The sequence below is a fragment of the Zobellia barbeyronii genome (assembly GCF_018603515.1).
Taxonomy (GTDB): domain Bacteria; phylum Bacteroidota; class Bacteroidia; order Flavobacteriales; family Flavobacteriaceae; genus Zobellia; species Zobellia barbeyronii.
Genome location: NZ_JACATN010000001.1, coordinates 411041 through 431278, shown reverse-complemented (window position 1 = coordinate 431278; position 20238 = coordinate 411041). Strand labels below are relative to the sequence as shown.

19 protein-coding genes and 1 tRNA gene are annotated in these 20238 nt (G+C 37.3%); 12 read left to right on the top strand and 8 right to left on the bottom strand.

The window, feature by feature from the left end; translation table 11 throughout:
- Positions 1–39: 39 nt before the first annotated feature.
- The 3 genes from HW347_RS01730 to serS form a co-directional block, all read right to left on the bottom strand.
- Complete coding sequence (locus HW347_RS01730) at positions 40–351, bottom strand: DUF4286 family protein (RefSeq protein WP_214610235.1); 312 nt, start codon at positions 349–351, stop codon at positions 40–42.
- 26 nt (positions 352–377) lie between these two features.
- Entirely contained in the window at positions 378–2162 is a 1785-nt protein-coding gene (locus HW347_RS01725) for a tetratricopeptide repeat protein (RefSeq protein ID WP_214610234.1), read from the bottom strand.
- Between the two features lie 180 nt (positions 2163–2342).
- Entirely contained in the window at positions 2343–3614 is a 1272-nt protein-coding gene (gene serS, locus HW347_RS01720) for a serine--tRNA ligase (RefSeq protein WP_214610233.1), read from the bottom strand.
- A gap of 79 nt (positions 3615–3693) precedes the next feature.
- Between serS and HW347_RS01715 the strand changes: the two genes are divergently transcribed.
- Positions 3694–4074 (top strand): VOC family protein, encoded by a 381-nt coding sequence (locus tag HW347_RS01715; protein ID WP_214610232.1) that lies wholly within the window; start codon positions 3694–3696, stop codon positions 4072–4074.
- Here HW347_RS01715 and HW347_RS01710 read toward each other — a convergent pair.
- Positions 4071–5402, bottom strand: coding sequence for an HTTM domain-containing protein (locus HW347_RS01710; protein WP_214610231.1), 1332 nt, complete (start codon positions 5400–5402; stop codon positions 4071–4073). The two genes, HW347_RS01715 and HW347_RS01710, sit on opposite strands and share 4 nt — an antisense overlap.
- On the bottom strand, positions 5403–6329 hold the full coding sequence (locus tag HW347_RS01705; RefSeq protein ID WP_214610230.1) for a bifunctional riboflavin kinase/FAD synthetase: 927 nt from the start codon (positions 6327–6329) through the stop codon (positions 5403–5405).
- 54 nt (positions 6330–6383) lie between these two features.
- Here HW347_RS01705 and HW347_RS01700 point away from each other — a divergent pair, with 54 nt between their 5' ends.
- Positions 6384–10193, top strand: a complete 3810-nt coding sequence (locus HW347_RS01700) for a reprolysin-like metallopeptidase (RefSeq protein ID WP_214610229.1) — start codon at positions 6384–6386, stop codon at positions 10191–10193.
- The gene (locus tag HW347_RS01695; protein WP_214610228.1) at positions 10190–10870 is read left to right on the top strand and encodes a hypothetical protein; all 681 of its coding nucleotides are present in this window, start codon (positions 10190–10192) and stop codon (positions 10868–10870) included. The genes HW347_RS01700 and HW347_RS01695 overlap by 4 nt, the downstream gene beginning before the upstream one ends.
- Here HW347_RS01695 and pth read toward each other — a convergent pair.
- The 3 genes from pth to HW347_RS01680 form a co-directional block, all read right to left on the bottom strand.
- The gene (gene pth / locus HW347_RS01690) at positions 10857–11486 is read right to left on the bottom strand and encodes an aminoacyl-tRNA hydrolase (RefSeq protein WP_214610227.1); all 630 of its coding nucleotides are present in this window, start codon (positions 11484–11486) and stop codon (positions 10857–10859) included. The two genes, HW347_RS01695 and pth, sit on opposite strands and share 14 nt — an antisense overlap.
- Positions 11487–11620: 134 nt before the next feature.
- The gene (locus HW347_RS01685; protein ID WP_214610226.1) at positions 11621–12259 is read right to left on the bottom strand and encodes a 50S ribosomal protein L25/general stress protein Ctc; all 639 of its coding nucleotides are present in this window, start codon (positions 12257–12259) and stop codon (positions 11621–11623) included.
- A 53-nt stretch (positions 12260–12312) separates the two neighbouring features.
- Complete coding sequence (locus tag HW347_RS01680; RefSeq protein WP_214610225.1) at positions 12313–13254, bottom strand: ribose-phosphate pyrophosphokinase; 942 nt, start codon at positions 13252–13254, stop codon at positions 12313–12315.
- Between the two features lie 147 nt (positions 13255–13401).
- On the opposite strand from HW347_RS01680, the gene HW347_RS01675 reads away from it, so the two are divergent.
- From HW347_RS01675 to HW347_RS01635, 9 genes are all read left to right on the top strand, one after another.
- Positions 13402–13482: transfer RNA gene (locus HW347_RS01675), tRNA-Leu, on the top strand.
- Positions 13483–13663: 181 nt separating this feature from the next.
- On the top strand, positions 13664–14227 hold the full coding sequence (locus HW347_RS01670) for a TetR/AcrR family transcriptional regulator (RefSeq protein WP_214610224.1): 564 nt from the start codon (positions 13664–13666) through the stop codon (positions 14225–14227).
- A gap of 52 nt (positions 14228–14279) precedes the next feature.
- Positions 14280–15251 (top strand): alpha/beta fold hydrolase, encoded by a 972-nt coding sequence (locus tag HW347_RS01665; protein ID WP_214610223.1) that lies wholly within the window; start codon positions 14280–14282, stop codon positions 15249–15251.
- A gap of 125 nt (positions 15252–15376) precedes the next feature.
- Positions 15377–16156, top strand: a complete 780-nt coding sequence (locus HW347_RS01660; protein ID WP_214610222.1) for a HipA family kinase — start codon at positions 15377–15379, stop codon at positions 16154–16156.
- The gene (locus HW347_RS01655) at positions 16146–16529 is read left to right on the top strand and encodes a DUF3037 domain-containing protein (RefSeq protein ID WP_214610221.1); all 384 of its coding nucleotides are present in this window, start codon (positions 16146–16148) and stop codon (positions 16527–16529) included. Before HW347_RS01660 ends, HW347_RS01655 begins: the two co-directional genes overlap by 11 nt.
- A 286-nt stretch (positions 16530–16815) precedes the next feature.
- Positions 16816–17967, top strand: coding sequence for a PAS domain-containing sensor histidine kinase (locus tag HW347_RS01650; RefSeq protein WP_225901793.1), 1152 nt, complete (start codon positions 16816–16818; stop codon positions 17965–17967).
- 66 nt (positions 17968–18033) lie between these two features.
- Positions 18034–18627 carry a Crp/Fnr family transcriptional regulator gene (locus HW347_RS01645; protein ID WP_214610219.1) on the top strand — a complete coding sequence of 198 codons (594 nt, stop codon included), beginning with the start codon at positions 18034–18036 and terminating at the stop codon, positions 18625–18627.
- A gap of 68 nt (positions 18628–18695) precedes the next feature.
- Positions 18696–19574: a pirin family protein gene (locus tag HW347_RS01640; RefSeq protein WP_214610218.1), complete on the top strand. Its 879-nt coding sequence runs from the start codon at positions 18696–18698 to the stop codon at positions 19572–19574.
- Between the two features lie 213 nt (positions 19575–19787).
- Entirely contained in the window at positions 19788–20198 is a 411-nt protein-coding gene (locus HW347_RS01635; RefSeq protein WP_214610217.1) for an ACT domain-containing protein, read from the top strand.
- Positions 20199–20238 lie beyond the last annotated feature (40 nt).

Genomic DNA, 20238 nt, shown 5'->3' with positions numbered 1-20238 from the left:
CTTGAAGGGTGCCGTACGTAAAAAGATAGTGCATCTTGTTTAATGCTCGCTTATAATTTCCATTTCTGTTCTGAAGGATACAAATTTATTCGGAAACCGTTGGTGAGCATCTTCCCGTAATCTTGGTGCGTCTTCCGCATAATAGCTTTCTAGGATCTCTTTGCTTAAAGTTGTGAACTGCACCGAATAACTTACGCCGCCCATATCTTCTTCTACTAAGATTTTGCTCATTTTGGCATTCAAGAATTTTCCAGTTGCAAGTATGTCTGGAATATGAACTTCACGCATCCATACCAGCCATTGATCATGAGCGGATTCTTCAATATTTGTTGTTACGTTGTATATGTACATGTAAGTAGTTTTATGGTTCAATCTAATTAATTCAAGGCATCACCTCGTAAAATTCTAAAATTCTTTCGGGCCTGAGGAAAATAATAACTGTCTTGATAATTGTAAATTATTTTCTCGTAGTGAGACTTGGCTTTTTCGGGCTGGTTCATTTTGTTTCTATAGAGCTCGGCGAGTGCAAAATGAGCATCATCAGCCAATATTCCATTGGCATAAAACTCAGTTATTTTTTGATAGTTGTATTCTGCAGCTTCGTAATCATTGGAGAGTTCTAAAAGCTGACCTTGTTTTAAGAGGGCCTCGTCTTCTATTTTTTCGCCTTTATGATTTTGAAGAATATCATCAAGTTCTGTTATGGACTCTTTTGTTTTATTTTGATAGGCAAGAAGGTCTGCTCTGGCGTACTTTTTTAGTGCTGTCTGGGTAGAATCTTCTAATGAATTGTCTGATATCAATAAGCTTAATTGCATAGCGTCATTGGCAATAAGCTGGGAGGTTGAGCTACGCAAAACTTTTAATTGGGTGAGCGCCCAATCAAAATCGCCTTTGTAAAAACTGGTCTGCGCTACTTTATACCGTGCATTTTGCCCTAGGACATCATTTTTTAAATTTTGCTGTATCTGGGAGAAATAGATGAGTGCTTCATTGAACCGTTTATCATAGACTAAAATGTCTCCTAATGCCAATTTTACAAAAGCTTTGCCGCGTTCATTCAACGGAAGTTCTAAGCTTTGCTTTAAAATTTGAATGGCCTTTTCAGGATTTTCTTTTTTAAACGTTAAGAAATTGGAGTACGCCACTTGCAACTGCAATGTTTGTGACTTGAATCCATGAATATCAATGAGTCCTTCAAATTGCTTTTGTACCTCCTCCAAGTCTTTTTCCGTAGGATCCAAAAGCTGAATATCTATTAGGTTCAATTGAGCATTTAGCTTAGTTACCAGATCACCACTATTGTCTGCTATGTATTGATAAATATCTTGAGCAGTTTCGGGCTCTTTTTCAACAAAAGCTAAATTCCCAAGTGTGTTCAGCCGTTGTGTATTGGCTCCGTCCACACGCTTGTAGATAGCTTTTTCTTGTCTAAAAGCACTGCCGTATTGTTTCTGTTGTACAAAGAGCCAACTTAAAAGTTCGTTCCAAAGAATTTCGGGATTCTTTTGTGCATTTTGTAATAGTATTTTTTTTAGTTTGATGTTATTCTCGTTCTCTGGATCGGCAGTAATGAACTCATCAATATTCCGGAGTACTTTAGATTTTGATGTTTTGCCTTCGCTAATAAGAGTCAAATATGAAACATACATCTTCTTAATATCACCTTGCTCCCCATAAATTCGGGCCATTTGGTAATTAAAATCTAGTTGAGGATTCAGTTTCATTGCTTTAGTGTAAGCTGTTAAAGCTTCGTCTAATAAGGCATAATTTTGAAAACGAGAACCAATACCATATCCATAATTAGGATTTTTTTCGATTTGAGAAATCGCTTTTTGGTAATATTCTTGTGCTTTTTCTAGTTGGTTCTGTAACCTGTAATTATATCCCATTTCTATGAGAAGTGTAGGATAAACGTTGGTATCCTTAATTTTTTCCAGCAGTAAATTTTCTGCATCTGTATAACGCTCCAATTGCTGATAAGTAGCTGTGAGGGCTTCTGTATAATCTGTTCTACGAGGATTTTTTTCAACTAATTTTTCATAGTAAACTACGGCTTTTTCAAAATCGCCGTCGTTGAAGTACTGTTTTGCCAAGAAGTCGTCCTGGGCCACAGTGGAAAATGTAATTAGAAGAATGGCGATATTAAGGAGAACCTTCATACTTGAAATTTAACAAATTTACGCCAGCCCCCGAAAAGAATCTGTTAAGGGATAGATAATTTGGGTGCGCAACCCTTTAGTTAAAGTTGTGAAATCGTAAATAGAGAGCCATGTAGGGTTATAACGAAAACGGCCAGAGCACTTCTGCTTCCGGCCGATTATATTCTCTATTTCTCTAATTTAATCTATGCGGTCAAATCCACAATAAGGCCTCAATACCTCGGGAATCTCAATACCATCGGCAGTTTGGTAATTTTCTAAAATCCCTGCTAAAACTCGCGGTAAAGCTAAAGAGCTTCCGTTTAGCGTGTGTGCCAATTGACTTTTTCCGTTTTCATCTTTGTAGCGGAGTTTTAATCTGTTGGCTTGGTATGTTTCAAAATTTGATACAGAACTTATTTCCAACCAACGGTCTTGTGCCGTAGAAAACACTTCAAAATCAAAAGTGATTGCTGCAGTAAAACCTAAGTCGCCTCCACAAAGCCTAAGAATACGGTAAGGCAATTTTAGCTCTCTAAGGATGTTTTTTACGTGTTCTACCATCCCATCTAAAGCTTTGTATGAATTAGCAGGGTTTTCCACACGTACTATTTCAACTTTATCAAACTGGTGCAGACGGTTTAGGCCACGTACATGTGCTCCATAGCTACCAGCTTCTCTTCTAAAACAAGGTGTGTAGGCGGTGTAGCGAATAGGGAAATCACTTTCGGTAACTATTACGTCACGAAAAATGTTGGTTACAGGTACTTCTGCCGTAGGGATGAGATATAAATCGTCTTCGCCTACGTGGTACATTTGCCCTTCTTTGTCAGGCAATTGACCTGTTCCAAAACCAGACGCTTCATTTACCAAATGCGGAACTTGTATTTCTGTATAACCGGCTTCTGTGTTTTTATCCAAAAAATAAGAAATTAGGGCACGTTGCAAACGAGCACCTTTTCCCTTATAAACAGGAAAACCGGCACCGGCAATCTTTACGCCTAATTCAAAATCTATGATGTCGTATTTTTTTGCCAACTCCCAGTGGGGAAGGGCGTCTGTAATTAAAGTAGGGATTTCACCTTCTTTAAATATTTCTTCATTATCCTCATCAGTGTTACCTGCAGGTACCGATTCGTGCGGTACGTTAGGTATCTGGTAAAGTGCTTTTTGCAGGTCTTCAGAAATAGTGTTGAGCTCTTCGCCTAGCTTTTTGGAATCTTCTTTTAAAGTTCCGGTTTTCTCTTTGAGTACATTGGCTTCTTGAGCTTTTCCACTTTTATAGAGCATTCCTATTTCTTTGGAAAGCTTATTGCTTTCCGCTAAGATTTCGTCCAAGGAAGTTTGGGTTGAACGCCTTTTTTCATCCAATTCCAATACTTCATTAATTAAGGGTGCGGCATCTATATTTCGCTTTTTTAGTGCGTTTATGATGTCGTCTTTTTTGTCTCGAACGACCTGTAGCTGTAACATTGCTCTTAAATTTAGTCTGCAAATTTAAACTAATGATTAAAAACCAATACATTTACTGCCGTTATAATCTTATTATTTTATGGTTTTTGAACATTTTGCACTGAACGTTACGGATATAAAGAAAAGAGTAGACTGGTTTGTGACTCATTTGGGTCTTAAAGTAGTAGTTGCCAAAGAAAAGGCGCCTTTCATGACTTTTTTGGCAGATTCTACGGGTAGGGTAATAATTGAGTTGTATCAAAAAGAGGAAGAGCCTTTAAATAATTTTAAAGAACGCCAGCCTTCAACTTTTCACCTTGCTTTTGTTTCTGATCATGCTGAGGCCGATAAACAAAGACTTATGGCTGAAGGGGCTACTTTTGTGGAAGAGGTGATACGAGAAGGTGGCACACATTTAGTGATGCTTCGCGACCCATGGGGAATGCCACTGCAACTCTGTGAACGACCAATAAAATTTTAAGGATTTTTTTCTTCTGTAGGGGAAGGGAATATCCATTCATTATGCCAAAAGTAATTCCATTTAGCACTGGCTAAATCTACTTTTGGGTCTATAAATGGGCGATATGGTTTTCCGTTTATACTCACTTTAGAGTTTTGGGCATATACCTCTATATGTTCTCCTTTTTCAGCATATTCCTTTTTTAACCTTTGTGCAAATTGCCAAATAAAATCTGGGTAACCTGCTATTCTCCTTCGTTGCTTTCCAGACAGGTAGTCCTCGGTTTTAATTATAGTCGTTTTTCCATTTTCTGTATTCACTACCTGGAATTTTAGTTTTCCCGTACGGCTACGTAACATCATGCGCCAACTAAGTCTGTGGCCTTCTTCCGTCCATAAAACATCATCTTTAATAAAATGATGCCTGATTGGTAAACTAAGTTGTATTAGAAAATAGATGCCTCCTAAAACGTAAAAAAGATTTTTGTATGATGGAAGTTCCACCTTTTGTAAAATGAAGGGCTTCTTCTTTTTGAAAAAGATATTACGGATAGTTTCGGGTTCAAAAAAGAATACGGTGAATGCCAATGATAAATAAGGAAATATCCCAATTTGAAAAACAATGGAGTTGAACAGGTGAAAGAATATCGATGCAAAAAAAGCAATTTTCCGAGTGGGTTTCCAGAGTAGGGCAGGTACAATCAATAAGTCAAACAGGATACCGGATATACTTATAATTTTATGAATAAATGGCTCTTGTAAAAGATCTCCAATAATAGGGTAACCAGCTTTGCTGAGCATAAGAATACGAATAATACCTAAGTCAAACCAATCTCCATAGAGCTTTGCAATGGATGCGTAGGTATAAACAATAAGAAGCTGAAAAATTATAATCCATTTTACATAAGCGAACATATTGTCGCTTTTTAAACTTGGATTGCTCTTTACATCTAAAGAGTGGCTTCTTTGTGCGGGTAAAAAGCACATGATAAGTGAAATAAGTACTAGAAGGTAGTAGTGATTGTTGTATGATGTTTTTTGCATTAGGTACACACCTGTCCACATTAAAGTGAATGAAATTATAGCAAAGCGGTATTTGTACCCAAGAGCTATAAGTAATCCTAGCGTACCCATTACAAAGAAATAATAATACATACCAAAACCTGGTAATGGCTGCAGCCAATCAAAACCAATGAAATTGAAAGTAAACTTGGGTTCAACGAGTGTTCTTCTGACCCATCCGGTCAAAATGGCGCCATAGCATTCTAGGGAAACAAGGATGCCAAAAAAAATACGGAAAATAATCAGTTGTGAATTATCGATTTTCGAAAAGAGAAAACGATTCAGCATTTATTCTGAGATTAGAGCGAGCGAGGTTTGTTTGTCTTTTTCTAACTGTTTTTTTAGTGCCTCTACAGATTCAAATTTATGCTCGTCGCGTATGCGGTGCAGGATGTCTATCTGTAGTTCTTGACCATAAAGGTCTTGGTTAAAATCAAAAAAGTTGATTTCAATGGTTTTTTCTTTTCCGGCAACGGTAGGGTTATAGCCAATATTCATCATGCCGTAAACAGTTTTTCCTGATAACTTACTTTTAACAACGTACACACCGTTTTTAGGAATCAACTTATAGGACTCCGCAATATGTAGGTTTGCTGTAGGAAAACCAATCTGTCTGCCTAGACCTTTTCCTTTTTGAATAGTGCCTGTAAGCATGTAATTATAACCGAGGTAAGCATTTGCTGTGGTAATATCACCTTCTTGAAGTGCTTTACGGATTTTGGTAGAACTGACTGATACTTCGTTTATTTCTTGAGCAGATATTTCTTCGACTTCAAAATTGAAGGTGCTGCCAAAGGTCCTTAGGTCTGTAATGTTGGCATTCCGGTTTCTACCAAAACGATGGTCATAGCCAATGATTATTTTTTTTGTATGCAACTGGTTCACTAAGTTGTCCCTAACGAATTCAGTGGCTGAAAGTCGAGAAAATTCTTGCGTAAAAGGGTGAATGATTAATTGGTCTAATCCTAAACTTTCTAGAATTTTTGTCTTTTCTTCAATGGTATTGAGCATTTTTATGTCCGCATCTTTTTGCAAAACCATACGCGGATGTGGAAAAAAGGTCAATACAGTAGATTTGAGATTTAGAGAAGTGGCATTATTAATCAAATGCTCCAGTATTTTGCGATGACCAATGTGAACACCATCAAAAGTGCCTATGGTAATGGCAGTCGGATGCCGTTTATCGTATTTGGAAATGCTTTGGACTGTTACCACCTGTTAAAAATAATAAAAAGACTTATATTTGATTTTTGTTTCTAAACCCCCTTGATGGTTACAAAATTACGTCTTGTTTTTTCAATTACCATAGCATTTCTTTCCTTTTACGCCTCGGCACAGAGTGAATACTGGGAAAGTTCTTCTATGAATAAATCTTCTTACAAGAGAGTTTCGCAGGAATTGAACACACAAGGCGGAAAAGTTTTTGCCTTACAGGAAAAACTTTTTAAGGAAGATTTAAAATCCTCTTCTACTTCTAAAAGTACTTCAAAAATTGTCTATTTTCCAAATTCAAGTGGAAAAATGGTCGCATATAGCGTGAAAGAAACTCCTGTTTTGTCTGAAGCTCTTTCAAAAAAATACCCTGAAATAAAATCTTTTTCTGGTCAAGCTGTAAATAATAGACAAAATCGTATAAGATTTAGTATTTCCCAGAAAGATGTGCAGGCCATGATTGTGTCTGCTGAGAAAAGTGAAAGTAGTTTTATAGAAAAGGTAGATAACGATAAGTATATCGTGTATTCCAGAAGTGCTAAAACTGAAGATGAGCTAGATTTTATTTGTAGCACTCAAGACAAGGTGTTATCTGCTGGAGCTAATTTAACTGCAAAACCTTCTGATGGTCGCGTGCTTAGAAAATATAGGTTGGCTGTTTCTGCAACTGCGGAATATACTGCTTACCATGGTGGTACTGTAGCTGATGCGTTAGCGGGAATCAATGCTACAATAACTAGGATAAATGAAGTTTTTGAAACTGATTTAGCCGTTCGTTTGGAACTAGTGGCCGGTACCGATAAAATTATTTATACCAATGCGGCTACAGATCCATATAAATCTTCAGGTTCATCTACAAGTACAGTGAGTTTAAGTACGTTGGGCGAGCAGGCTCAAGCAGCAATGACAAGCGAAATAGGAGAAGCCAATTATGATATTGGCCATGTTTTTCATGAAGGAGAGAATGGCGGTAACGCGGGCTTTATAGGTGCTATTTGTGTGACCAATAGAAAGGGGAGCGCTTATTCTTCCAGTAAAGTTCCAAAGGGAGATAAGTTCGATTTAGATTTTGTGGCACATGAGATGGGGCATCAGTTAGGTGCAAATCATACATGGTCTCATGAGTTTGAAGGTACTTTGGTTCAGGTAGAACCCGGTAGCGGGTCTACTATTATGGGCTACGCAGGTATCACAGATGTAAATGATGTGGCTGCTAGAGGAGATGATTATTTTCATTATATCAGTATAAAACAAATTATAGAAAACTTAGAGAATAAGACTTGTGGGGACGTAATAAGTATTGCTAATAACCCACCAGTAGTTACTGATTTAGAAGATTACGTCATTCCAAAATCTACTGCTTTTGTGTTGGATGGTACTGCTACGGACCCTGATGTGGGAGATGTTTTGACCTATACTTGGGAGCAGATAGATAATGGTGTTGTTACTCAGGCCTCTTTTGGTCCTAATAATGCTAGCGGTGCAAATTTCCGATCCAGGCTACCAAGTTTAGCTCCAATAAGATATTTTCCAATGCTTTCACAAGTGGTTAAGGGTAATCTAACCCAGACCTATCCTACCAGAGGTTCAGCTTGGGAAACCGTGTCAGATGTTGAAAGAGAAATGAATTTTGCTTTCTCAGTACGGGACAATGCACCAGGAGGAGGACAAGTAGTGTCGGAACTAACGAATATTGCTGTTGTAAATAGTGCAGGTCCTTTTCAGGTTACCTCACAAGCAGCTGCTGAAACTTATGTTGCCGGAGAAGTGTTACAAGTAGATTGGGATGTTGCAGGTACCGATATATTACCTATTGCAACTAAAAGTGTAGATATTATGCTTTCTGTTGATGGAGGGGTTACGTTTACAGTTCCTTTAGCTATGGGAGTAGTGAATGATGGGTCTCATAAAGTTGTGGTTCCAGGCGTTTCTGCCGAGAAAGCGCGCATTATGGTTAAAGCATCAGATAATATCTATTATGCGGTAAATTCAACAGACTTTAGTATTGAAGCTTCACAATTTGTAATGAATTTTTCAGAGCTAGAATTTGAAGCATGTCATTTTGATGACCTTATTATTCCTTTTATGTACGAAACCTATTTAGGTTTTGATGAAGAGGTTGTTTTTACCGTGACAGATGCACCGGAAAATTTGGGAGTTACTTTTACGCCAGATACGGTATCTGTGGATGGAACAAGAGTGGATATGTTGTTGGAGAATACGGAAAATGTTCTAGAAGGTGCTTATTCATTAACAGTTATGGCAGTTTCGGCAAGCGTGTCTAAGGAGGTTGCCATAGATATAAAAATATATGATACCGATTTCCCAGCGGTTGCGTTGATAGCGCCGGCGGATAATTTAGTTGATGCAGCAACAACGGAGCTTTTGGAATGGGAAGACGATGTTTCTTATACTTCTTATGAAGTACATATTGCTACTGATGATGCTTTTGCCAATTTAGTGGAATTAGTTACGGTTACTACAAATAGTTACGTGCCTACTGAACTGGATAACCAGTCAGACTATTACTGGCGTGTGAAACCTCTAAACGTATGTGGAGAAGGCGAATTTAGTGTTGTCCGGAAGTTTTCTACAATCCAAGTAGATTGTACTAATAAGCGAGCTCGAGACCTTCCTTTGGAAATTAGCGCAATAGAAAGAGCTACGGTAATTTCAAAAATAACCTTCTTTGAAGATTTGAAGGTAGACGATATTAATGTGAAATTAAATATTGATCATGAGTATCTAGAAGATTTGGTAATTACTCTTACATCGCCCAATAATACGGTAGTTCCGCTAATTTCTAGTTCATGTGGAAACCTTAAAAATATAGATGCAACTTTTGACGATGATGCCGCCAATTTTACGTGTGGAGCAACAGCTACCACAGCAATAAGTGGAACTGTAAAGCCACTTGGTTCGCTAAGCTCGTTTAACGGAGAGTCTGTACTGGGTGAATGGACTTTAACCGTTATTGATAATGCAGCTAGGGATGGTGGTATTATAAACGGGTTCTCTTTGGATATTTGTGTAGAAGGTGAATTTAGACCAGATGTTGATAATGATGGTGTTTTTGATGATGGTGATGACCAATGTCTTAATACCCCTGAGGGTGCCGAGGTAGATTCATCCGGTTGTGAGGTATACCGCTTTGCTCCTGATAATTTTGAGATTACTGTACAGAGTGAATCTTGTAGGAACAATGATGATGGTGTCATAACTATAAGTACTTTGTTGCCTTTGGATTATTCAATCTCTATATCTGGGAATAATACGGATGTTACCAATACATTTACTAATGTTTTCTCTCTTTCAAGTTTAACCTCGGGAGTATATACTTTGTGTGTAAATGCTTCTGGCGCCGATGCTGATTATGAAGAATTCTGTGCGCAAGTAATCGTATCTCAGCCTGATCCATTGGGCGTTACTTCGTCTATTTCTCCAGATGGAAAACAAATTATTCTTTCTATGGAGGGCGCAGATGCGTATACAGTAGAACTAAATGGGAAAACCGTACTTACAGATAAGTCGGAGATAACGTTAGATCTTCAGTCAGGAGGTAATACGTTACGTGTGTCTACTGGGCTTTCGTGCCAAGGAATTCATGAAGATAGTTTCTTTGTGGGTAGTGATCCAATAGTTTTTCCTAATCCATTTGATTCCAATACAAGGCTTGTGTTAGGTGCATCTACCGAAAAAGTGAGAATTGATATCTTTAGTATAAGTGGAGCTTTGGTGAAAACGGAAGAGGGTACGCCTAGAAGCGGGGGAATAGATTTAGATTTTACGTCATTACATTCAGGTATTTATATTGTGAAAGTTAAAGGGGAAACCATTGAAGGAACGGTTAAAGTAATAAAACGATGAGAATACTAACTTTTATAGTATTGAGTTTGGTGCTCTTTTCGGGTTGTAAAAAAGACTCGTCAAATACGCCAGGAAAGGTGAGTTTGGTGGCTCCTGCTAAAAATTCGGAATGCACGCCGGTTCAAAGTGATGGAGATAATAGTAGCATTGTTCGGTTTAATTGGAATGCTGCAGACCATACCGAAGTTTATGAGCTACAGGTTACCAATTTAAATACAGGAACGGTTCAGTATAGAAATACGTCTAGTACGGTAGAAACGTTGTCATTAACCAAAGGCACGCCGTTTTCATGGGTAGTGGTATCTGAAAATTCAGAAACAACAGCCTCTGTTAGTAGCGATTCTTGGTTGTTCTATAATCCGGGATCCGAAATTACTCATGTACCTTTTCCTGCAGAATTATCTTTTCCGGTACAGGGTTCCACAGCTTTTAGAGACGTAAATAACGAAATAAGTTTAAAGTGGGTTGGTAAGGATTTAGATAATGATATAGAAAGTTATGGGATATATCTTTCTAATGAAAATCCGCCTACAACATTATTGAAAACTACAGATGCAGGGGTAAGCGAGCTAATAGTGGAAGTGGCTGCTGATGAGGTTTACTTTTGGAAAGTAGTAACTACTGATGAGGAAGGGAATGTCTCTACTAGTACAGTTTCAGAATTTAAGACCCGTTAAATTCGTTCATCGTTAGTGCAACACCGGCCAAAACAAAAGATTGAACCAGTTCAGTAGTTTTCTCAAAACGCTCTTTTAATGCATCTTTTTCAGTTTCACTCCATTTACCTAGTACATATTCAACCTGTCTCCCTTTACCAAAGTCAGCTCCTACGCCAAATCTAAGTCGGTTGTAATTTGTGGTCTGTAGAACGTTCTGAATGTCTTTAAGACCATTATGGCCTCCATTGCTTCCTTTTGTTTTTAAACGTAGTGATCCAAATTCCAAGTTAATGTCATCTGTAATTACTAGAACGTTTTCTAAAGGAATATTCTCTTTATCCATCCAATACTTTAATGCCTTGCCACTAAGGTTCATATAAGTAGACGGTTTTAGGCAAAGTACACTTCGGCCTTTAATTTTGAATGTACCTACATCACCTAATTTAACAGTCTCAAAAGAAAAATCTAATGCTTTCGCTAGGGCATCTAAAACTTTGAATCCAATATTATGGCGAGTCTCTGAATACTCACTACCTATGTTTCCTAGACCAATGATTAGGTATTTTTTCATGTTATCTGTTTCTTCTAGAACACTTTTGCTCTTGTTGAAAATTGATTTTAGAAATTGTAACATAATGCGTCGTTTTTAGAATGTTTGTGTTCTTGCGCACGATTATGTTTTAAAGTAAATGCAAGCCGCAATTTAAAGTTATAAAAATACAAAAGCGCCCTAAATTAGGGCGCTTTTTATAAAACTTCAATAGAAATTTATTCTTGGCTTTCTGCACCTTCAGTAGCTGCACCTTCAGTAGCTTCTGCACCTTCTGCACCTTCACCTTCTTCGTCTTCATCAACGACCACTGCTGTACGCTGAGTTTTAACTTGAACAACAACGGTTGTGTCAGGGTGTAAGATTGTGAATTCATCTTTCAATAAAGATTCAACAGTAATGTTGTCAGCAATTTTTAATTTTGATATATCAACATCAAAATAATCTGGCAAATTGTCTGGAAGTGCTTTAATGGCAAGTTTTCTCTTTCTGAAAAGTAAACGACCACCGGCTTTAACACCAGGAGCATTACCTTCTAAACGAACAGGAATGTTCATTGTAACTTCTTTGTCATCAAAAAGTTGATAGAAATCGATATGCAAAATTTTGTCAGTCACTGGGTGAAACTGAATGTCTTGCATAATCGCTCTTACCTTACCATGACCTAAGTCAACCTCTACGGTGTGTGCGGCTGGGGTGTAAACTAAATCTCTGAACGCTAACTCTTCTGCTGAAAAGTGTAATGGTTTCTCCCCTCCGTATACAACGCAAGGAACCTGTCCAGCATTACGTAGGGCTTTAGTTGCCTTTTTGCCCACGCTTTCTCTTTCTGATCCTTTAATTTTAATTGACTTCATTATATGATTTAAAAAATTAATACTCTTAACTGATGTAGCCTATTTACGGGCGGCTACATTAAAAATTTTGATGCAATAGAAGTATTATGGTGTACTCTGTGCATTACGTCTGCAAAAAGCTCTGCACAGCTCAATACTTTTACTTTGTTTGAATCTCTCTTGGAAGGAATAGAATCTGTAACAATCAATTCCAACAATTGTGATTTTTCTATTTTCTCGTAAGCGTCACCGGATAAAAGGGCGTGTGTTGTAATGGCCCTTACACTCAATGCACCTCTTTCCATCATTAAATCGGCAGCTTTTGTCAATGTTCCAGCGGTATCTACCATGTCATCTACTAAGACCACATTTTTACCCTGTACATCGCCAATTAACTCCATATGCGATATTATGTTTGCCTTTGCCCGCTGTTTGTAGCAGATAACCACATCGCATCCTAATGCTTTTGAATAGGCATAGGCTCTTTTAGAACCACCCATATCAGGTGATGCAATGGTAAGATTATCTAAATTTAATTTCTTTAGATAAGGCAAGAACATGGTAGATGCGAACAAATGATCCACAGGTTTTTCGAAAAAACCTTGAATCTGATCTGCATGCAAATCCATTGTAATTATTCTAGTTGCACCAGCCGCTTCAAGCATTTTTGCAATTAGCTTTGCTGCAATTGGTACTCTAGGTTTATCTTTTCTATCTTGTCTAGCCCAGCCAAAATAAGGCATTACGGCCGTTATATGCCTTGCAGATGCGCGTTTGGCTGCATCTAGCATCAACAACATTTCCATTAAATGTTCTGAACTTGGGTTCGTAGAACCTATGATAAAAATACGAGCTCCACGTACTGATTCTTCAAACGATGGTTGGAATTCACCATCACTGTATCTAGAGAAGAGTACGTTGCCTAATTCGGCGCCGTAAAATTTGGCAATCTTTTTTGCCAACTCAGTACTCTGGGTACAGGCGAAAATTTTAGGTTCGGGAACTTGGTAAGCCATGGGTAACGTATTGTTAATTAGTTTATTGACAAGTCGTTTTGTTAGCGAGGTGCAAATTTAGAAATTTATTTGTGTTGCTAAAGGATAAATGTTGTTATTTTTTGTGTTTGGAACAAAAAAAATTTTACTTTTGCAGTCGAAATTAATGCTCGAGTGGCGGAACTGGTAGACGCGCTGGATTCAAAATCCAGTTCCTTTGGAGTGCGGGTTCGATTCCCGCCTCGAGTACAGAGTTAAAAATAAAAAAGCTGAGATGTATTCTCAGCTTTTTTTATGCCCAAAAATCTCGTATTAAAAAAATAATGGGTGTTAATCATAATGCAGGAAAATAGGATATAGCTGTAGTTGATAGAATAAAAATATTTTACCGAACGTTAGGTAATTAAAAATAATAGTTTAGATTTGTCCTATGAGACCACAGAAAGTATTGGATAAAGATATTGTAGCAAACCTAGTTGACGTTTTTAGGTCTAAGGGTTATGACGGCGCAAGTCTTTCTGATTTGGCAGAAAAAACAGGTTTAAAGAAGGCTAGTCTGTATCATCGTTTTCCAGATGGGAAGCAAGGTATGGCAGTGGCTGTTATGAATCACCTTGGTGAAAGGGCGGAAGAAAAGGTTTTTAGTGCTTTGCGGGATGAAAGTGTTTCTGCTGTTCAAAGATTAGCTAACGGATTGGATAACATTAGGTCTATATATACAGGAGGGAAAGACGCATGTATTCTGAGGGCGTTTTCATTAGGCTCTGGTTTGGAATTGTTCGGTGAGCAAATTGAGAGTGGAATGAAAGAATGGGTAAAGGCTTTCAAAAGTTTAGGTCTGGCTTTTGGATTGTCGGATACACTGGCTCAGCAATATGCTATACAAACTTTATTGGAAATTCAAGGTAGTCTTGTGGTCACTAAAGGATTGAATGATTTGAGCATATTTGAACAAACATTAAAGGATATTGAACTAAGATATTTAAACAAATAAAAAATTTATTAAATGATTTTACCGAACATTCGGTAATAAACAATTTTGAACTATGAAAAATTTAATTCTTTACGCTTTGGCTATTGTACCTCTATTCATGTCTGGAGCAACACCCCCTGATATAGAAATATCAAATAAAAATTTTAAAAACAAAGAAAATATGAACACTATTAAATATCGGACTCTTGAAGTTAACGGAGTAAACATAGCATATAGGGAAGCAGGTGATCCTCAAAACCAGACAATAGTTTTGCTTCATGGTTTTCCAACTTCTTCACATCAATATAGAAAGGTTTTAAATCAATTATCAGACGAGTTTCATTTAATAGCACCAGATTATCCAGGATTTGGTAATAGTGATTTCCCCGATGCCAGTGCCTTTGCATATACTTTTGATAATCTTGCAGCAACAATAGATGCTTTTCTAGAGAAGAAGGAAATTAAGTCTTATGCATTAATGATGCAGGATTATGGGGCTCCTATTGGCTTTAGAATAGCCACGGCCCACCCGGAAAGGATTACCGCCATTATTAATCAAAATGGTAATGCTTACGAAGAAGGATTGGGAGCTGCATGGAAAGATACTAAGGCATTTTGGGCAAATAGAAACAAACAGAGTGAGGAAGCCCTGTTGCCCTCTTTTACGTTAGAGGGTCTTGAGTGGCAATATACGCACGGAACCCGAAATCCGGAAAATATTAATCCTGATACTTGGCATCTGGATTATTTAAGAATGTCAAGACCTAATGCCCATGCGGTCCAATTAGATTTGTTTTATGACTATCAGAATAATGTAAAACTATATTCAAAATGGCAGCAATATTTAAGAGACAATCAGCCCCCTTTACTAATCGTTTGGGGAAAAAACGATGCCTTCTTTCCTGAGAGTGGTGCGGTTGCCTTTAAAAAAGACGTAAAAAATATTGACTATAATATTTATGATACCGGTCATTTTGCTTTAGAGGAAGATGGGGATAAGATTATCCCTAAAATAAGAAGTTTTATGAGGAAGGTTGGGAAATAATTAAACATTCAATTTGAATTGCAAGAGCCTCTGAAAAGAGGCTCTTGCTTTTTGTATGATTACTAGATAAATTTATCTAGAATAGTACTTGATAGTAAAATACAACTTTCACTACCTTAGCAATCATGAATGCAATTGAAATTCGAACGGTAGACGTGGTTCAATATATCAAACCTTTGCGCGAAGGAGGTTCGCTTCCCGGTCTGGTAAAGGCAGATGATGAATTTTTGTACGTTATAAAGTTTAGAGGGGCAGGGCAAGGTAAAAAAGCTTTGATTGCAGAACTTATGGGCGCAGAACTTGCCCGTGCAATAGGTCTTAATGTGCCCGAAATCGTTTTTATGAATTTAGACGATAGTTTTAGTAAGACGGAACCTGACGAAGAAATTCAAGATTTACTGAAATTTAGTGTTGGTCTGAACCTAGGGTTACATTTTCTGTCAGGATCTATTATTTATGATCCGTTGGTTTCTATCGCAGACCCTTTATCAGCTTCAAAAGTGGTTCTTCTAGATAGTATGATTAGTAATATAGACCGCACAGCAAAGAATACCAATCTACTTAATTGGCATAAAGAACTTTGGCTAATTGATCATGGGTCTAGTTTCTATTTTCATCATAATTGGGAAACTTGGCAAACTCATTTAGAAAGAACTTTTCCGGCTATTAAAGACCATGTGCTTTTGGAACGTGCTACTGAGTTGCCAAAGGCTGAAGAAGAAATTAGAGCTCAAATAGATAAAAATACCATTGCAGAAATCGTATCTAAAATACCTGAAGATTGGCTTTTGAGTGATTCTGATCCATTATCGCCAGAAGAGATGCGTGCAGCCTATAAAGAATTTTTAAATACCCGGTTGGAAAAATTAGAGGTATTGGTTAAAGAGGCGCAGGATGCAAGATAGAGTTACTTATGAATTTGCCATTATTAGGCTGGTGCCAAGAGTTGAGCGCGAAGAGTTTATAAACGTAGGTGCTATCGTATTCTCAAAAAGGAAAAAATTTCTGAAAATGAGATTCACAATAGACCGGGCACGTATTAAGGCATTTGCATCTGAGGTAGATGCAGAAGCTATTGAGGCGTATTTAAAAGCTTGGGAATTGGTTTGTGAAGGTGAATCAAAAAGTGGAGCTATTGGAAAACTAGATTTACCATCAAGGTTTCGTTGGCTTACAGCGTCTAGAAGTACAATTATACAAAGCTCAAAACCGCATCCAGGTCTATGTCTTGACCCTCAGAAAGAATTGGATAGCCTCTTTAAAAAACATGTGCTTTAGAGTAGGTGGTGTTTTAATATTTTCTTCTTTAAACGCTAAAAGCAAGTAGTCCTTTACTTCGGTTTATATAAATAGTATTGTTAAATTTTAAAACCTCTGTAGTACGAAAATGTAAGCCTTTTACATCCTTTGTCCAAAATAAAGACTAAATTTAAGGAGTGCTATATATCGATTTGTAGATTTCTATTCCCCCATAGAAATAGATGATATAGACTTAGAGCTGTTTTTGAAGTAGTGTATAATGGCTTTGTCCCCGATTTTAATTTTTACAACCATAAAACCTAAAATGAGCCTACAAACTAGCCCGAATAATCATTTAGACAAAGATAATTTTTACACCCAAACTGTTCTTAATAACATGGGCGATTCTGTGTTTGTAAAGGATGCAGAAAGCAAAATGGTATTGGTTAACGATGCTTTTTGTAAAATGATGGGGCTCCCGCGTGAAGAGATGTTAGGTAAAACCCTTGCGGAGGAAGTTACGCCAGAAGAAAGGGAATCTTTTCTTAAGATAGATTGGCAAGTCTTAGCAGATGGTGTAGAAAAAATCAACGAAGAAGAGATGACAGTAAGAGGAGGTGAGACACATATTTTATCGACTCGGAAATCACGTTTTATTGATGAAAACGGAAATAAATTTCTTATCTGTGTGGTACGTGACATTACGGATAAGAAAAAAGCGGAAGAAGCTTTACATGAAAGTGAGACTAAATTAAAAGAAGTGCTTGCTACTAAAGACAGGTTACTGTCCATAATTGCTCATGACCTAAGAAGTCCGTTTAATAATGTCACCCTATTATCAGATTTGTTAAGCGATTCGGTTAAAAGAAATGATGTTGAGCAATCTGAGGAATATTTAGAATTGATTAATAGAACCACTCAAAACACCCTTACTTTACTCGATAATCTTTTGAATTGGTCAAAATCTCAAACAGGTCAAATAGATTTTAAGTCGGAAATTGTGGATATTAATAAGGTGGTGAGCCAAACGTTAGAATTGTCAAAAGCAATTGCAAGCACTAAAAACATAGAGCTGAACTATGTAGAAAGCGATGCTATTCAAGTACGTTCTGACCATAAAATTATAAAAACGATAATCCGTAATCTTGTCTCAAACTCTATTAAGTTTACTAAGCCGGGAGGAAATATCAATGTTTCAACAACGCAGAATGAAACTCATTTGGAAATAACTGTTTCCGATAATGGTGTGGGTATGAGTCCGGATATCTGCGACAAATTATTTTGTGTAAACACCAATATGGCCCGTGTTGGTACGGCAAGTGAAAAGGGTTCTGGTTTTGGGTTGGTGCTCTGCAAAGAGTTTGTAGAGAAACTAGGAGGAGACATTTGGGCAGAAAGCACTTTGGATAAGGGTAGTGATTTTAAGTTTACTATCCCTCTGGGAAATCCCCAAAAAGCTAATCTTAGCTTGGCATAAAATTAAATTTGAGCCATAATTTGTTCATATTCCTTTAGCTTTAAAGATTAGAAGTAAATAAAGAGGATGAACAGTACTACCTTTAAAAGATTTTTGACAACAAATCTTAATGTTAATGAGAACGAAGTTGTTGCAATACTGGATAATTGCACGACTAAAACGGTCAAAAAAGACACATTTCTGTTACGTAAAGACGAACGTTGTAAGCATACTTTTTTTGTAGAGAAAGGTTTGCTCAGGCAATATTCAATAGATACTAAAGGAAAAGAGCACGTAATTGCTTTTGCTCCGGAAAACTGGTTCGTAACAGACCGTGAAAGCAGCTATTTCAATGAACCTTCAGTATATTATATACAAACTTTAGAAGATAGTGAGGTAGTTTTAATGGATGAAAATTTTATTCAACTACTGTCTAAGAAAGTTCCCTCATTCACAGACTTCAATACTAGATTGCTGCACAACCATATTAGACATTTGCAGAAACGGGTAAACTGGCTCCTGAGTGCATCTGCAGAAGAACGGTATTTGCAGTTTGTGGAGATGTATCCAGATATTCTTTTGCGTGTACCACAAACTATGGTAGCATCTTATTTGGGCATTACCCCAGAAAGTTTGAGTAGGGTCAGGAAGGCTCTTGCACAGAAAAACTTCAAGAAATAGGTTCTTATCATACATCAATGCACGGGTTGGGTCATCACAATATATTTGTGGTATAAAATCTTAAAGACATGAAAACAAGAACAGTAGAATTAGTGGCAAGACCTAGAGAACCACATTTTGTTGGTGATGGTTTTAGAGTACATAATTTCATTCCTAGCGGTTTCAGATTAGAAATGGAGCGCATGAATCCATTTATCATGATGGATTATAATTCAAAATTTCACTTTTCGGCAACGGATAATCCTAGAGGGGTAGATGTGCATCCGCATAGAGGTTTTGAAACCGTTACTATAGCATACAAGGGTAAAGTCGCACACCATGATAGCAGTGGCGGTGGAGGTGTAATTGGCGAAGGCGATGTCCAATGGATGACGGCCGCAATCGGGGTGTTACATAAAGAATATCACGAGGAAGAATGGGCAAAAACTGGAGGTGATTTTCAAATGGTGCAGCTTTGGGTAAACTTGCCTAAAAAAGACAAAATGAGCACGCCAAAATACCAGGCAATCAAAAAAGAAGATTTAAGCCGATATGAGCTTTCTGATAACAGTGGAGAGGTTGAAGTAATAGCCGGTGAATATAAGGGAGTGAAAGGAGCGGCAACTACTTTCACTAGAATAAACATGCTGAATGCCAGATTGAAAAAAGGAGGTAAAGCAGATTTTTCGTTTCCTAAAAATTACAATACTGTGGTATTGGTGATTGAAGGCAGTATTACGGTAAACGGAAATGACAATGTACCTACGGATCATTTGGTTTTGATGGCAAATGATGGAGAAAACTTTACCGTAGAAGCTTCGGAAGATGCTTTGGTGCTGGTTTTAAGTGGTGAACCTCTAAATGAGCCTATTGCCGCTCACGGTCCATTTGTTATGAATACTAAAGAAGAGTTGATGAAAGCTTTTCAAGATTTTAATAATGGCAAATTTGGATATTTAGAGAACTAATAATTTGTACTAGTTGTAATTTAAAAAGAGAAGACTCGCTAGAGTCTTCTCTTTTTTGATTCTATCTAGGATATTTCTTTTATGACCATCTAGTTAGAGGTTTTTAATCTTGTTCAAGAGTTTAAAGCACCGTATTTTTAGAGTTCATTTTATAGGAAGATAATTTCGTGAGAAAGGATTTTTAAATAGTGGATGGTATTAAATTAAAGCAAAATGGCAGGAGAGAAGAACTTAGCGGAAATGATAAAGGGTATGACCCCCAAATTAAATGAAGGTGAATATGTATTTATAACCTTGACGGATGCAAACCAAATTTCTAGAGCTGATACCCTTTGTGAGTTCAAAGAACAGGAGGGAACAACTGTTATAATAGCAAAACAAAAAGCTGATGCTTTACGCCTTCCATATGAATATGTTGCTTCTTGGATAACCTTAGAAATACATTCTTCTTTAGAAGGAGTGGGGCTCACTGCACTATTTTCTTCAGAGTTGGCAAAAAATAATATTAGTTGTAACGTAGTTGCTGCCTATTATCATGACCATATTTTTGTTGATCATAAAGATGCTCAAAAAGCGGTAACCGTTTTAAGGCAATTGTCTAAAAATTATTCAGAAAATGGATAATGTGTTACCCTTAGAATGTTTCATCTAAAATTATAATCAC